Below are 13,945 nucleotides of genomic sequence, written 5' to 3'. Positions count from 1 at the left end.
AAAACGGAATTGGCGGTCGGAACTGTTGTAATATGGTATTATGGATGGGAAGAGATTCAATAAAGCACTATGCGTTTTGAATTTTTCGGGCCGCTACGGTGGTGCCGAAAAACGTTATGCGACTCTTTTTAATCGTTTAATGCAGCAGGAGCTCAACTACTACCTGATTATGAACTCCCGCCTCTATGCCGTCTTGACGGAAAGTTCTGTTCTTTTGCCCAATGAGCGAATCATTCTTTTTAGGGATGGCGTAGGTGCTCTTTCCCATGCGAAAAGGGCTCAGAATTTGAGACGAGAGGGCAGAAAGAAAAGTAAAGTACGAGTTTTTCTTGGCAGATGGAAGTATTTTATGAAGACCCTCTTCTTGTGGTTACGTTTTTCATTTTTTTTTGTAGGTGTTCTCTGGAAAAAGAAGATTAGACTGCTATACGGGGTTTGGCAAGGCGGAATATGGACATGGATGTGGTGCCGTCTTTTGAGCGTAAGACTTATTTATAGCGTAAATGGTAGCGGCTTTTTGAATACGGAAACTCGTTTGACAAAATTTTTCGACAGCCAGTACCATGTGTTGCAATATGCCAATATGTTGGATTTCTTGTCGCCATCCCTAAAGAAAGATTATCTCGGGAGAATGGGGAAAAAGCTAAAGGCGACATGTGTAGTTACCCCCAACAGTTTTATCGATTACACAAATTATTATCCCGTCTTTCCCAAAAAACCATGGGTAGTATTTCTTGGGCGACTGGAACCCATTAAGAATCCAATGGTATTCATGGAGGCAGTCCAATGGATAGAGCAAACTAAACCCGATTTGGAGGCTTCTTTTTATGTAATGGGTACGGGAAGTATGTTGGGTGTTATGCAGCAATTTGCCTTGCGTCATAATTTGAAGAATGTAATATTTACAGGTCTTCATCCCAATCCCTGGAAAATACTTAGAGAGTCGTCCGTGTTTGTATCTCTGCAACGGGATGAGAACTATCCCAGTCAATCATTGATCGAAGCGATGGCTTGCGAAAATGCAGTGGTGGTGACTGATGTGGGAGATACCAGGACGTTGGTGACGGAGAAGGAAGGATTTCTGATCGATGCAAAGCCAGTCGCCGTGGCACAACAGATTTTAAATTTATTATCTGATGGTTCTTTGCGAAAAAAACTAGGGAAGAATGCCAGAGAAAAGGTGCTGAATGATCACACGTTGGATCGATTTCTTATGTGGTTTGACGATCTGATGAACGGTTAGGTCGTCTTTATGTTTTCTTAACGCGTTTTTGGAAAAAAAAGCGACAATAATAAGGCATCTTTGCAAATCAAATTTTAGCATGGAGAATAAGAATGCAAGAAAAAAAACTTCATGAACTGGAACATCATCCAGTTGGTTCTTTAATGTGGCGATATTTCTGGCCTGCCTTTATTGGAGTGATGGCCAATTCTTTATATAATATAATTGACCGGATCTTTATCGGCCAGTTTGTTGGTCCTGAAGCGCTGAGTGGAGTAACGGCAGTTTTCCCGGTAATGGTTATTATGATGGCATTTGGGATGCTGATAGGGAGTGGCGGAAGTGTTCGCTTGTCACTTAATTTGGGGCGGAAGGATTTCGAACAAGCCAGTAAAGTGGTCGGAAATACCGTTGTTTTGGTGGTTTTGGTTTCAGGGACGGTTACTTTTTTGGGGTTTGCCATAAAAGATCCAATGCTTCGGCTTTTTGGTGCTACCGACGTAACTATGAATTATGCCAATGATTACCTCAATTATATTTTATGGGGTGTGGTATTGCATGAAATTGGATTTTCGGTTAATGCTTTGATTCGTGCAGAAGGAAATGCGCAACTTGCCATGATCAGCATGCTGATCAGTGCAGGGATCAATATTCCATTGGATGCATTGTTTATAATTCATTTTAATATGGGCGTTGGAGGGGCTGCTCTTGCTACCATTATATCCATGGCTTGTTTGTCGGTATGGGTTTTTATTCATTTTCGAAGCAAGAGGAGTGTTGTGAAACTGGAGTGGAAATATCTGGGATTGGATAAAAAGATTGTACTGGCTATTGTTTCGGTTGGACTGGCCCCTTTTGCCATGCAAATTGCCAATAGCGTTGTTCAGGCCTTGTTTAATATTAACCTGATAAAATACGGGAGTGATTTAGCCGTAGGCGCCATGGGAATTATCATGAGTGTGGCCGTAATCATTATCATGAGTATCGTAGCTCTCAATATGGCGTCGCAACCGATTATTGGGTATAATTATGGTGCCCGTAATTTTGATCGTGTCAAGCAAACTCTGAAAACTAGTATTTTTATTGCAACGGTTATTTCGTTGGGAGCCTGGGGGTTGATTGAGCTTTTCCCCAGGCCGGTGATAAGCCTTTTTGTTGCAGACAGTCCGGAAATTATGAAATATGGAAAGGAAGGCTTACGGTACTACCTGATGGCCCTTCCGGTAATTGGCTTCCAGGTGGTGGCCGGCAACTATTTTCAATCGGTAGGAAAGGCCGGTAAAGCTATATTTTTGTCATTATTACGTCAGGTCATTGTTTTGATCCCTCTGCTGATAATACTGCCTAAAGTGCTTGGTCTCACAGGAGTCTGGATCTCCGGTCCTATTGCCGATGTCGTCGCTTCAATCATTACGGCCCTTTTTCTTGTTCAGGAATGGAAGCGGCTAAAAAATGTTTCGGGGACATTATCCCATAGGTGAATATACAGGTGTTGGATTTTTACCTGTTTGTCGTTCCCTTTTGCTAAGAAAAGAAAGGGATCCTTATTTTATCCCGAAAAATGCATTAGAAAATCTATTACGAATTAAAATTGCAGCCAATCAAGTCGCAAGCTAACTTGTTTCCATTCACCATAGCGGTGCTATGCCTCATTTCATCAAGTTCTTGATTGATTGCACTTTTAATTCTCACGACGAAATTCTAATGCATTATTCGGGTTTATTTATACATGCAACACTTTGTGTCTCTTTGATATATCGTAAAAAGTAAAAAGCCGACAAAAGTACCATTTGATGGCACGCCTGTCAGCTTTTAGAAAAATAAACAAAACCTCAAATCAAAATTCTAATGAAAAGGATCAATATTTGATGACCAGTTCATCAATGCTCTTTCTAACTTTTTTATAGTTCTGATACTCATCTTCCGGAGAGCGATAACCTGCGGCGGCCATGACTACCGATGAGAACCCTTTTTCTTTAAGACCGAGAATTTCGTCGAACTGATCTTTATTAAAGCCTTCCATCGGACAAGCATCGATACCCTGAAGGGCTGCCGCGGAGAGTAACATCCCCAGAGAAATGTAGGCTTGTCGGGCAGCCCATTGGAATTGTTGTTCTTTAGTCAAGTTATTAATCGATCCTTTCATGACTTTGTCATACTCTGCCAAAGATTCAGTGGGGATGTTACGGGTTTTGGCAACCCGTTCCACAAATTCTTCAACATCGCTATTGGTCACATTGGTCCGGGCAGAAAAAATAAAGAGATGTGAGGCTTCCGTTACTTGTGGCTGGTTGTAAGCGGCCAGACTCAGTTTTTCCTTGATTTGTTCATTTTCAATCAAGGCAATGGCAAAAGGTTGAAGGCCATATGACGTGGGGGCAAGGTTGGCGGCCTGTAAAAGTTCTTCCACCTGGGTGGAATTCAGTTTGCGGTTTTTGTCAAAATGCTTGGTGGCATATCGCCATTGAAGTTTTTTTAAATATTCCATGTTTGTTTTTTGTTAAGTGCAAAAAATACTCATCAAGGATTTAAATTTCCTGTAATATGTTCCGGATTAAATGCCAAATCAAATGATTGCGTTCTCCGGGTTTAGATTTTTTGTTCCCTGATGAATGTTTTAGTACGAACCTGAACTGGTTAAACAGATGGAAGGTTAAATTGTTTGCCGGGCAACATAGATGTTCACCATATCTTATTCCTGCTCAAACAAAAGGGATTTCCATTGAGGGTGTTTTTGCAGGTAGGCAACTACGAAAGAACATTCAGGAATAATGCGTATTTGATTCTCCTGACAATAAGTTAAAACCTGCTTCACGAGACGGGAACCGATACCTTGTCCTTTTAACGGATCCGGAACTAAGGTATGGGTCAGCAGCCAGACAGACGGTTGGTAAACTTCGTAATAGAGCGTAGCTGTATGATCTTTTACGTATAACTCAAACCGTTTTTCTTTTCTGTTTAGGACTATGTTATTCTTGTCTTCCATAGAAAGGTGTTTATTTTTTAAACACCTGTGCCGGTGATTTGTTCTACCTCTTCCACGGTTATAGGAATGCGTTGGCCCAATATACGGGCGCCCGTATCTGTTACCAGAATGTCATCTTCGAGACGAATGCCACCAAACCCTTTCATGGCTTCCACTTTATCGTAGTTGATGTATTGAGTGAATTTTTTATCGGCCTTCCATTTGTCAATGAGAGCCGGAATGAAATAGATTCCCGGCTCATTGGTAATGGTAAAACCGGGTTTCAGACGACGCCCCATTCGTAAGGCCGAAAGTCCAAACTGCGTTGAGCGTTTGATTTCTTCATCATAGCCAACCAGTGTGTCGTCATAATCTTCCATGTCATGGACGTCAAGACCAATCATGTGCCCAATGCCATGGGGCATAAACAGGGCGTGAGCTCCTTCCGCTACCGCCTGACCGACATCCCCTTTCATTAATCCCATTTCTTTAAGGCCGGAGGCAATTACTTTGCAGGCCAGAAGATGAACATCCAGGTATGGAACGCCCGGTTTAGTTGCTTCCCGCACCCGGTCGTTGGCATCCAGCACGATCTGATAAATTTGTTTCTGTAAATCGGTGAATTGGCCTGATACAGGGGTTGTGCGGGTATGATCGGTAGCGTAATGCAGCGGTGATTCACTGCCAGCATCAACTAAAAGCAGGTCTCCCTTTTTCAGAATATTGCCATGATAATGGTTGTGCAAAGTTTCGCCCCGAACAGAACAGATGACGGGAAACGAAATGATTCCACCTCCTGACATGGAAATACCTTCCAGGACGCCTGTTATTTTCTGTTCGCTGATGCCGGGTTGTGCCATTTTCATAGCGGTTGTGTGCATTTCCCATGCTATAGACATGTGGCGTTCCATTTCTTCAATTTCGCACGGTTCTTTGGTGCTGCGTAATTTTATACATGCTTTGGTCAATGCCAGAGATGCATGATTTTTTACATCCTTATGGTGAATATTAAGAAGATCAGCCAGCTTTAGGATATTTCTGTATCTGTAGGGAGGGGTGAAATGAATGGTTCTTTTTTGCTTTAAGGCCTCACTTATTACGTTTGAAAGATCTTTGGCCGGGCGTGTTTCGGAAACTCCTACCTTGGAGGCCTGTTCATTCAATGTGGGTTGAGGCCCCATCCAGATAATGTCATCAATGGTGTAGTCATCCCCAAAGATGATCTCACGATCATTATCAATGTCGATGATCCCGGCCAAGCCTTGCAAGTCGATTCCAAAGAAATAAAGAAAGGTGCTGTCTTGCCTGAAATGATAGGTGTTGTCCGGATAATTCATCGGGGCATCGTCATTTCCGGGAATAAGAATGAGCCCGGTTTTTACAAGTTTTTTGAGTTGGTTACGACGGTTTGTGTAAACATTTTTTGAGAACATATGGTAATTTAATTTGATCCAGAGTGGTTAATTTTTTGTAGAACGAAACACCTAAATATAGTAAAATTCATCCAATCGGGAGAGAAAAAAAGAAATTGGTTCCCTTTCCCGGCTCTGAATCCAGCCATATTTCACCATCTAGCTTGTTAATAAGTCCAAGGCAGATAGAGAGTCCCAAACCTACTCCTTCATGACTTCTGGTTTTGGGATCATTGGATCGGTAAAATCTTTCAAAAACCTTTTTTTGTTGAGTTTTGGATATGCCAATACCGGTATCTTTGACAAAAAAGAGGATATAATTTTTTTGCTTTGAATAACCCATCTCAATTTTCCCCTTATCGGTATATTTTATGGCATTGTTGATGAGATTTGTCAGAATCTGGTCAAGTTTTGTGTAGTCTGAATAGATTGTAACGTTGTTGGATTCAGTGTTGGCGAATATCAGTTCCAGTCCTTTACTTTGTGCGGGAATGGTATGAATAGAAAGCATTTCGTTGAAAAGATCGTTTAGCTTGAATCTGGAAGTCGTTATTTTGATGTCGCCTGTTTCAATTTTTGATAATTCCAGAACATTATTAAGAATACTGAGTAGTTTTTGTCCGTTCGCCTGAATAATATCAAGATATTCATTTTTTTCCTTTTTGGTTAATCCTTCCATTTTGATGAGTTCGGAAAAGCCTAGGACGGCATTCATCGGGGTTCGTATTTCGTGGGATACGTTTTGAAGGAAGGCTGTTTTGAGGCGGTCATTCTCTTCCATTTTGGCTTCAAACTGCTTTCTTTCCGAAATATCAGTAATGAAGCCTTCAATGACATCAATGCTTCGATCGGCAAGAAATACAGCTTCCCCTTTTTCCCAAACCCACTTTTTGCGCCCCTCTTTTGTTATAATGCGATATTCAACCTGGTAGGATTCATTTTTTTGGATCGCATTTTGTACGGTTTCCCATACTCTGTTTTTATCATCTTCGGCAATAAGGTCAGAAAAGCTTATTTCGGGATTCCGGATCAATTCTTCAGGTTTGTAACCGGTCAGTTCTTCGCTGCCTTTGCTAACGTATTTCATATCCCAGGAAGGGGAGTTTTCACAGCGAAAGGCCATTCCCGGAAGATTATTCATTAAAGTTTCAAGATGATTTCTGCTTTTTTCCAGTTCTCGTTGATAATGTCGTTCTTCCGTTTGATCGCGAAATACCAGTACAACACCTATGATTTTTCCTTCTTCATTAAAAATGGGAGCTCCGCTATCGGCAATGGGTATTTCACGTCCTTCACGTGAAATCAGTAAAGTATGATTGGCTAACCCTACAATTTGTCCTTCTTTAAGCACTTTTTTAACAGGGTTTACGACGGGGTCTCTGGAAAATTCATTTATGATTCTGAATATTGTCTCAATGGGCTTTCCTTTGGCATCTTCTTCTTTCCAGCCGGTCAGTTCCTCTGCTACTTTGTTGATATTCCTTATGTTGCCTTTAGAATCGCAGGCGATCACTCCGTCGCCAATGCTGTATAATGTGGTTCTAAATAGTTTTTCGCTTTTTTTCAGAGCATTTTCAGCATTTTTTCGTTTTGTAATGTTTTGGACAAAAGAGAAGGCGATTGGGTTTTCGTGTAAATTAATATAGGTGATGGAAACTTCGACAGGGAAGAGACTTCCGTCTTTCCGCCGGTGCATGCTTTCAATGGTTCCTCCGCCTTTTTTTTTGATGCTGTCTCTGTGATGGCGCCATTTTTTTACATCTCCTTTCAGAAATTTGGTATCCAGCTCAAAGATTGACATATTAAGAAGTTCTTCTTTGGAGTAGCCCAGATCAAGGCAGGCCTGACGATTAACGCTAAGAATGCGGCCTGTTTCTTCAGATATTTGATATATGGCAACTCCGGCATGGTCGATGCAAAAACGGTCAAGGTTAGCCTGGTTAAGGAAGTTCTTATCCTGAGGTTTGTCCTTCATTAGAGTTGTTTAGAGAATTGCTGAAATAATCTTTTTAACCATTTAATACCGGGTTGAGCATTTAATTTTTCGAATTTTATTTTTAGAAAATATCTCGAATATACACATTTATATTTAAAAATCGTTTGATGTTTTTTCCCATTTGTCGAAGTTTCGATGTCAGGATCTACCATATACTTCAAGCAAATTCTTTATTTTTTTTCTCAGGTTATCTAATTTTTTCATTGACTTTAATCGCCATTTCCAGTTGTTTTTTTCTGTGGCGGGACGGTTCATTCTGGAATTTGATTTCTTGCCCAAGAGATCCTGAATCGTTATAATAGCAAGCCTGGAGGGAGAGGCCCATGCCATCCTGATGAAAAAAAGATGAATGTTTTTGTTTTTTATTCTATGACCAACATAACGAATGATTCTTTTTTTTGTGGATTTGTTTATCTCTGTGCAGTACCATCCTTTCAATGTGTTGTTGTCATGAGTCCCAGTATAGACAACGTTGTTGGGTTTATGATTATGGGGAATATGCACTGAATGAGGCATATCATCTCCGAACGCAAACTGTAGGACCTCCATCCCCGGAAGATCAAACTGGTCCCGAAGTCGGTAAACTTTGTCGTCTACATCGCCCAGATCTTCTGCAATAAAGGGCATGTTGGGATACAACTCTTTTAGTCGAATAAAGAACGAATGCCCTGGGCCGTCTTCCCATCGGCCGTTTACGGCTGTTGATGCTTTGGCAGGAACCTCCCAGCCTGAAACAAAACCACGAAAATGATCTAGACGAGCAATGTCAAACCATTCCAGATTTTTACGGATACGATGAAGCCACCATTCAAAATTTTCTGTTTTATGATTTTCCCACCGATATACCGGCATGTTCCAAAGCTGTCCAGTTTTGCTGAAATAATCGGGTGGAACCCCTGCAACTACCTGCATCGATTTATCCGCTTTTAATTTAAATAAATGAGGATGAGCCCAAACATCAGCGCTATCGTAGGAACAATAGATGGGGATATCCCCAATAATATCAATGCCTTGTTGATTGGCTTGTTTTTTCAATGCTTCCCATTGGATCCCCAAAAGATATTGTCGGAATTTTTCAAGCTCCAGTTCTTTATGGTGATCTTCAGCAAATAATTTTAAAGTGACAGGATGTCGATCTTTGTATTCTGTCGGCCATTGATTCCATGGACAGTTGTTGAATTGTTGCTTTAGGCGAATGAATAAAGCATAATCGTGAAGCCAATATTGTTCTTTTCTGCAGAAAAGATTAAAGTGGCACTTTGTCTCTGCATTTTGATGCTTTGCGAAAACATCATAAGCTGTTTGGGTGAGTTGGAGACGAAGCGTAAGTGCTTTAGGGAAATTGGCTTCTTTTGTTGGTCTTGTTTCTACAGCTTTAAGAACGTCAGGGCTGATTAAGGATAATTTACCTAGATTTTCCGGACTGATAAAAAGAATATTGCCAGCGAAGGCTGACGGCGAGCTGTATGGGGACCATTCCGTTTGGGCTGAGGTGGGTGTGAAGGGTAGAACCTGCCAGACGGAATGGCCAGAATCTTTAAGGAAACGAATAAAGCTAAAAGCTTCACTGCCAAAATCACCGGAATAATATTTCCCCGGAAGTGAGGTGATATGCATTAAAACTCCGGCTCTTCTGGATTTTTGCAAGTTGGGATGATGCTTTTGGGGCGCTTTCCCATCTGAGTTAAAAAGGGAAGAGTCTTCTTTGTAATTATCAGTTTTCACTTTGTCTGGCCATATCTGTTTGTACTTATTCTTTTGAGGGTAATTCGCGGAACAGCATGACGGTTCGCTCCTTTACCTCAATTTGTTGTCCGGGCTGCAGTGGCGGGGCTAATCCTTCTTCATTGAACGATAGCTCAGAGGTATCCAGTATTTTTAGCCACTTTTTTCCCCACTTTTCAGCCGGCAAGATAAACGGAATCGATTCGGCACGGGAATGAAAGATGATGAAAAAGCTATCGTCGACAATCGGCACACCTTTATCGGATACAGCTCTTACCCCCAATCCTGAGAGAAAGACTCCCAGTGTTTTGGCAAATGTTTCATTCCATTGTTGTTCGTTCATTCCTATGCCGTCGGGGGTAAACCATTCAATGTCGGTAACATCTTGGCCTCTGATGGGTTGATATTTAAACCATTTTCGCCGACAGAAAACCGGATGTTTTTTTCGGAAATGGATAAGTTTTGAAGTGAAATCAAGCAATTGTTCGTCTTTTTGCTTCCAGTTGATCCAGGAAATGTCATTGTCCTGACAGTAAGCATTGTTGTTTCCTTTCTGGGTACGTCCCATCTCATCACCGGCCACAAGCATGGGAACACCTTGAGAGAGAAATAAGGTGGAAAGAAAATTAAAGATTTGCTGTTTGCGAAGTTGAAGGATTTCGGGATTATCAGTGGGGCCTTCCACTCCGTGGTTCCATGAATGGTTGTAGTTCTCTCCGTCTTTGTTATCCTCACCATTGGCTTCATTGTGTTTTTCGTTGTAGGCGACCAGGTCGGCCAGTGTAAATCCATCGTGTGCCGTGATGAAATTTATGCTGGCAGTAGGAGTTCTCCAGTTATCAAAATACAAGTCAGAGCTGCCCGTCAATCGGTTGGCAAATTCAGGTAAAACTTCATCGTCGCCTCTCCAGAATCGGCGGATACAGTCGCGGTATTTGGCATTCCATTCCATCCATCCGGCAGGAAAATTACCGACCTGAAAACCATTTTCGCCCAGGTCCCAGGGCTCAGCAATTAGCTTAACTTGTGATAGTATGGGGTCCTGATGCAGTACGTCAAAGAAGGAACCCCATTTGTCTACGTCATCAAATTCACGAGCAAGGACAGGGGCCAGGTCAAAGCGAAATCCATCTACATGCATCTCTGTTACCCAATAACGGAGACTGTCCATTATGAGGCGCAAGACAGTAGGATGAACCGTGTTAAAGGTGTTGCCAGTGCCTGTATAATCAACATAATGTCTGAGATCATCCGGCGAAAGACGGTAGTACGATTTATTATCGATACCTCTGAAACAGAGGGTAGGGCCCGAATGGTTGCCTTCTGCTGTGTGATTGTAAACCACATCCAGAATGACTTCGATGCCTGCACGGTGAAGGTCTTTCACCATTTGCTTAAATTCTTTTACTTGGTTCCCATCGATTACCGAGGATGAATATTTTGTGTCCGGGGCAAAGAAGCCTATGGTATTATAGCCCCAAAAATTGGTTAACCTCTGGTTAATTAAACGATGCTCTGTTACCGACTGGTGTATAGGCATCAACTCAACGGCATTGATGCCTATTTTTTTAAAATATTCAATGCTTGAGGCGTGTGCTATTCCTGCATATGTGCCACGAATACTCTCTGGAATGTTTGGGGCCAGTTTTGAGAATCCCTTGACATGGGTTTCATAGATTATGGTTTCGTGGAGGGGAATATTTAGTCTTTGATCTCCTTCCCAATTAAAATGATCATCCACAACCAGGCATTTGGGGACATAGGGAGCACTATCCATTTCATTGAAAGATAGGTCCTCGTCGCTAGACCCAGGAATATAACCATACATGGCATCATTCCACTGGAAAACTCCGTCCAGAGCTTTTGCGTAAGGATCAATGAGAAGCTTGTTGGCATTAAAGCGAATTCCTTTGTGAGGCTCATAGGGGCCATGAACACGATAACCATATTTTTGGCCGGGTTTTATGCCCGGAAGATATATGTGCCAATGGTTGTGGGTCCGTTCGTTGATTTTGATTCGGGTTTCGTTATTGTGGGCATCAAATAGGCAGAGGTCTATTCCATAGGCGTTATCGGAAAATAGGGCGAAGTTAACTCCCTTTCCATCATAAACAGCTCCAAGAGGGTAGGGCCGACCAGGCCATACTTCTATGTTTTTTTCTGGCATAAATTAAATTCAGAATGTTTTATAATATGCCATATTACAGTAAAAAAAGATCAATATCAATAAAACAATAGATTTGTTTGTTATTCCAACTTTTCTACCCCTCATTGTATGAAAAATGCATCCATTCGGAATCTGTGAGGTGAATATTCAGTAGTTCAAAATATGCATAGCAAAATGTAGCTGTTTGCTATGGAAGATGGACTTTGGCGTGTCAATTTTTTCGATAGTTTGCAAGCGGTTGAGAAATGAGTGTTTCATTGTGAGAATATATAGATTCTATAGGAATCTTAACTTTCTGTTTTTAAGGGTATCCATTATTAGGTTTTATGATGAAAAACTATATGTTAGTGGAGTTTAACTTAGAAATACCGGATCGAGTTAAGTTCTTCTTTTTCTATTTTTTTACGAAGGAATTGTCGATTCCTATTGGGTTTAATCCAGCGGGTAAAGTCGAAATGAACGGTAATCTCATGTGAACCCTTTTTTATGATGGGTTGCGTTTGATCGATAGCCGTTTCGTATGAATAAAGAAAACCTATTTCTTCGGTGATGTTAATCCCCAAAAGTGCAGCCACCGAAAAATCGGGACGATAAACAATGCCATATTTTAATCCTTTGGGGTGCTTCACCATTATTCCCAGATCGGTTGTGGAGATGTCGTTTTGAGTGAAGCGATGAAGGGCAGAAATAGTGAGTTGGGTTTGTTTTGACAGGTTAATGTGGAATCCGCCGTTTAGGTCTGCTTCTTGCGCAGAATCAAACCCTTTTGCGGCCTCTGAACTCCAGGAAAGGTTGCTTAATGGACGATGAGGTAAGGAAAAACCTAGAAAAAAGGAGGGTGTATAAAACCATATCCCGGCACCCCAAGATGGCCGTATTTCATTATCTATTGAGGCTGCAAATTCTGGGTCATTATAATCTATTATTTGGAGGCTTTGCAGGTCAAAGTTAAAGTGATCAGCGCCTATTCTTATTCCGAAAGAAAGAAAGGCCCTGCGTGAAACTCTCAGAAGGTATGAGTAGTCGAAAAACAAACGGTTATACATTAGGGGGCCTGTTTGTTCTGACCAGACTCCAGCTCCTAGCGATGCCATGGATTCGTTGATCGGGAAATGAATGTTTGCAGAATAGAATGAAGGTGCATCTTCAAATCCTATCCATTGCTGACGCGAATAAAAATCTATGGCTATGGAATTTCGGCTTCCTGCCAGGGCCGGATTGAGAATAAGAGGATGTGATAAGGCATGATTCATGAGGGTACTCTGCTGACCAAGGACTAGTGTAATCCCTCCTTGACAGAGTGTAAAAAAAAATATGGCAAAGTACCTGATTTCTTTCATGTCTAACTTTCACTGTTAATTCAGCATATCAGGAACTCTGAAAATTATTGGTGTGAAAATATGGTGATTTTTTCAGGCCCCTGATTAATTTATTTTTTAATCAATAGCGAATATAAATACTCCCTTTGAATTGTTGATGATTGTTGCCAATTTTTATGACGTAATAATAAATTCCCGGTGGTACTTTTTGCCCTTTTACAGGGCCTTTATTCCCAATGCCGTCCCATTTGTTATTATAGTCTTGACTTTCAAAGACTATAATGCCACTGCGATTAAATACCGTGATGGATCTGTTTGAGTAGTAGTCGAAGGCTGGAACACGGAAAAAGTCGTTAAATCCGTCGCCATTAGGCGAGAAGGCTTCGGGGAGAATTAGCGGCGAAGAGTCATCCTGTTTTAGTTTTAAAAACATAATAGCCTGACCACAATCTCCCTCCTGGTCGCAAACCTGATAAATAAGGGAGTCGGTCTCCAAAAAATAACTGGTGATTTCAACTTTTATCTTAAGGTTGTCTGTGATGGTGCAATTTCCATAGTTTAAATCTTGAACTATAGATAATTGAAGCGGTTTGTCAAAGATGTATTTGTCGTTAAAGAGAACGTCAAAAACAGCGCTGCTATCACTGTAAAAAATAACAGTATCGTTTGTTGGTTCAGGGATGAAGTCATAGTCTTCTACCGTAATAGCAACCATTGCCTCATCACATTCATTATAAGAATTACATATTCGGTACTTTAATTGATCTGTACCTATAAATCCTTCATCGGGCGTATATTTGATGCTGTTGTCATTGACGACCACTGCTGTCCCATGTTTAGGGGGATTAATAATTTCCAGACTACTAATGCCATCTTTCAGACCATAATCATTATTGATGACAGATATGGTCCATGAAGAATTTTCTATCATGTTGATGTAATCATGATTGGCGGTCACCGGTTGTTGGGTTGTGCGCAATTGATTATCCGATGATAAAACAGTGGCTCGGGACCAGCTTGTATTTAACCATATGCAACCATAAAACGATAGAAAATATAGGAGTCTAAGATTCATTCCAGTAAAATTGATTTACGTTTTTGCTTCCTGAATTTTTTCTAATTTGCCGGGAAAACTATAG

The 13,945-nt window shown here is 41.1% G+C and carries 10 protein-coding genes; 2 read left to right on the top strand and 8 right to left on the bottom strand.

All coding sequences use genetic code 11. The features are described 5' to 3' along the window. Positions 1-40: 40 nt before the first annotated feature. Both ACT29H_RS02390 and ACT29H_RS02385 read left to right on the top strand, forming a co-directional pair. Positions 41-1,243: a glycosyltransferase family 4 protein gene (locus tag ACT29H_RS02390; RefSeq protein WP_444819994.1), complete on the top strand. Its 1,203-nt coding sequence runs from the start codon at positions 41-43 to the stop codon at positions 1,241-1,243. Between the two features lie 92 nt (positions 1,244-1,335). Next, a complete protein-coding gene (locus ACT29H_RS02385; protein WP_444819993.1) occupies positions 1,336-2,703 on the top strand; it encodes an MATE family efflux transporter in 1,368 nt (455 codons plus the stop codon). A 377-nt stretch (positions 2,704-3,080) separates the two neighbouring features. On the opposite strand, the gene ACT29H_RS02380 is transcribed toward ACT29H_RS02385, so the two are convergent. The 8 genes from ACT29H_RS02380 to ACT29H_RS02345 form a co-directional block, all read right to left on the bottom strand. Continuing rightward, positions 3,081-3,710, bottom strand: a complete 630-nt coding sequence (locus ACT29H_RS02380) for an NAD(P)H-dependent oxidoreductase (RefSeq protein ID WP_444819992.1) — start codon at positions 3,708-3,710, stop codon at positions 3,081-3,083. A 204-nt stretch (positions 3,711-3,914) separates the two neighbouring features. Then, positions 3,915-4,208 carry a GNAT family N-acetyltransferase gene (locus tag ACT29H_RS02375; protein WP_444819991.1) on the bottom strand — a complete coding sequence of 98 codons (294 nt, stop codon included), beginning with the start codon at positions 4,206-4,208 and terminating at the stop codon, positions 3,915-3,917. A gap of 17 nt (positions 4,209-4,225) precedes the next feature. Next, positions 4,226-5,620, bottom strand: coding sequence for an aminopeptidase P family protein (locus ACT29H_RS02370; protein ID WP_444819990.1), 1,395 nt, complete (start codon positions 5,618-5,620; stop codon positions 4,226-4,228). Between the two features lie 67 nt (positions 5,621-5,687). Further along, positions 5,688-7,574, bottom strand: coding sequence for a PAS domain S-box protein (locus tag ACT29H_RS02365; RefSeq protein WP_444819989.1), 1,887 nt, complete (start codon positions 7,572-7,574; stop codon positions 5,688-5,690). Positions 7,575-7,733: 159 nt separating this feature from the next. Further along, entirely contained in the window at positions 7,734-9,320 is a 1,587-nt protein-coding gene (malQ, locus tag ACT29H_RS02360) for a 4-alpha-glucanotransferase (protein WP_444819988.1), read from the bottom strand. A 25-nt stretch (positions 9,321-9,345) separates the two neighbouring features. Next, positions 9,346-11,487, bottom strand: a complete 2,142-nt coding sequence (gene glgX / locus ACT29H_RS02355) for a glycogen debranching protein GlgX (RefSeq protein WP_444819987.1) — start codon at positions 11,485-11,487, stop codon at positions 9,346-9,348. A 359-nt stretch (positions 11,488-11,846) separates the two neighbouring features. Next, a complete protein-coding gene (locus ACT29H_RS02350) occupies positions 11,847-12,827 on the bottom strand; it encodes a PorP/SprF family type IX secretion system membrane protein (RefSeq protein ID WP_444819986.1) in 981 nt (326 codons plus the stop codon). Between the two features lie 100 nt (positions 12,828-12,927). Beyond that, a complete protein-coding gene (locus ACT29H_RS02345; protein WP_444819985.1) occupies positions 12,928-13,881 on the bottom strand; it encodes a T9SS type B sorting domain-containing protein in 954 nt (317 codons plus the stop codon). Positions 13,882-13,945: the final 64 nt, after the last annotated feature.

It is taken from the genome of Thermophagus sp. OGC60D27, from assembly GCF_052400625.1.
Classification (GTDB): domain Bacteria; phylum Bacteroidota; class Bacteroidia; order Bacteroidales; family Marinilabiliaceae; genus Thermophagus.
The sequence above is the reverse complement of the archived record's forward strand: the minus strand, read 5'-3'. Positions and strand labels throughout refer to the sequence as shown.

What these genes read in the sequence shown, in the direction of transcription:
- ACT29H_RS02365 (WP_444819989.1), bottom strand. Translation starts at nt 7,574, where the DNA reads ATGAAGGACAAACCTCAGGATAAGAACTTCCTTAACCAGGCTAACCTT.
- ACT29H_RS02370 (WP_444819990.1), bottom strand. Translation starts at nt 5,620, where the DNA reads ATGTTCTCAAAAAATGTTTACACAAACCGTCGTAACCAACTCAAAAAA.
- ACT29H_RS02385 (WP_444819993.1), top strand. Translation starts at nt 1,336, where the DNA reads ATGCAAGAAAAAAAACTTCATGAACTGGAACATCATCCAGTTGGTTCT.
- ACT29H_RS02380 (WP_444819992.1), bottom strand. Translation starts at nt 3,710, where the DNA reads ATGGAATATTTAAAAAAACTTCAATGGCGATATGCCACCAAGCATTTT.
- ACT29H_RS02390 (WP_444819994.1), top strand. Translation starts at nt 41, where the DNA reads ATGGATGGGAAGAGATTCAATAAAGCACTATGCGTTTTGAATTTTTCG.
- ACT29H_RS02375 (WP_444819991.1), bottom strand. Translation starts at nt 4,208, where the DNA reads ATGGAAGACAAGAATAACATAGTCCTAAACAGAAAAGAAAAACGGTTT.
- ACT29H_RS02345 (WP_444819985.1), bottom strand. Translation starts at nt 13,881, where the DNA reads ATGAATCTTAGACTCCTATATTTTCTATCGTTTTATGGTTGCATATGG.
- glgX (WP_444819987.1), bottom strand. Translation starts at nt 11,487, where the DNA reads ATGCCAGAAAAAAACATAGAAGTATGGCCTGGTCGGCCCTACCCTCTT.
- ACT29H_RS02350 (WP_444819986.1), bottom strand. Translation starts at nt 12,827, where the DNA reads ATGAAAGAAATCAGGTACTTTGCCATATTTTTTTTTACACTCTGTCAA.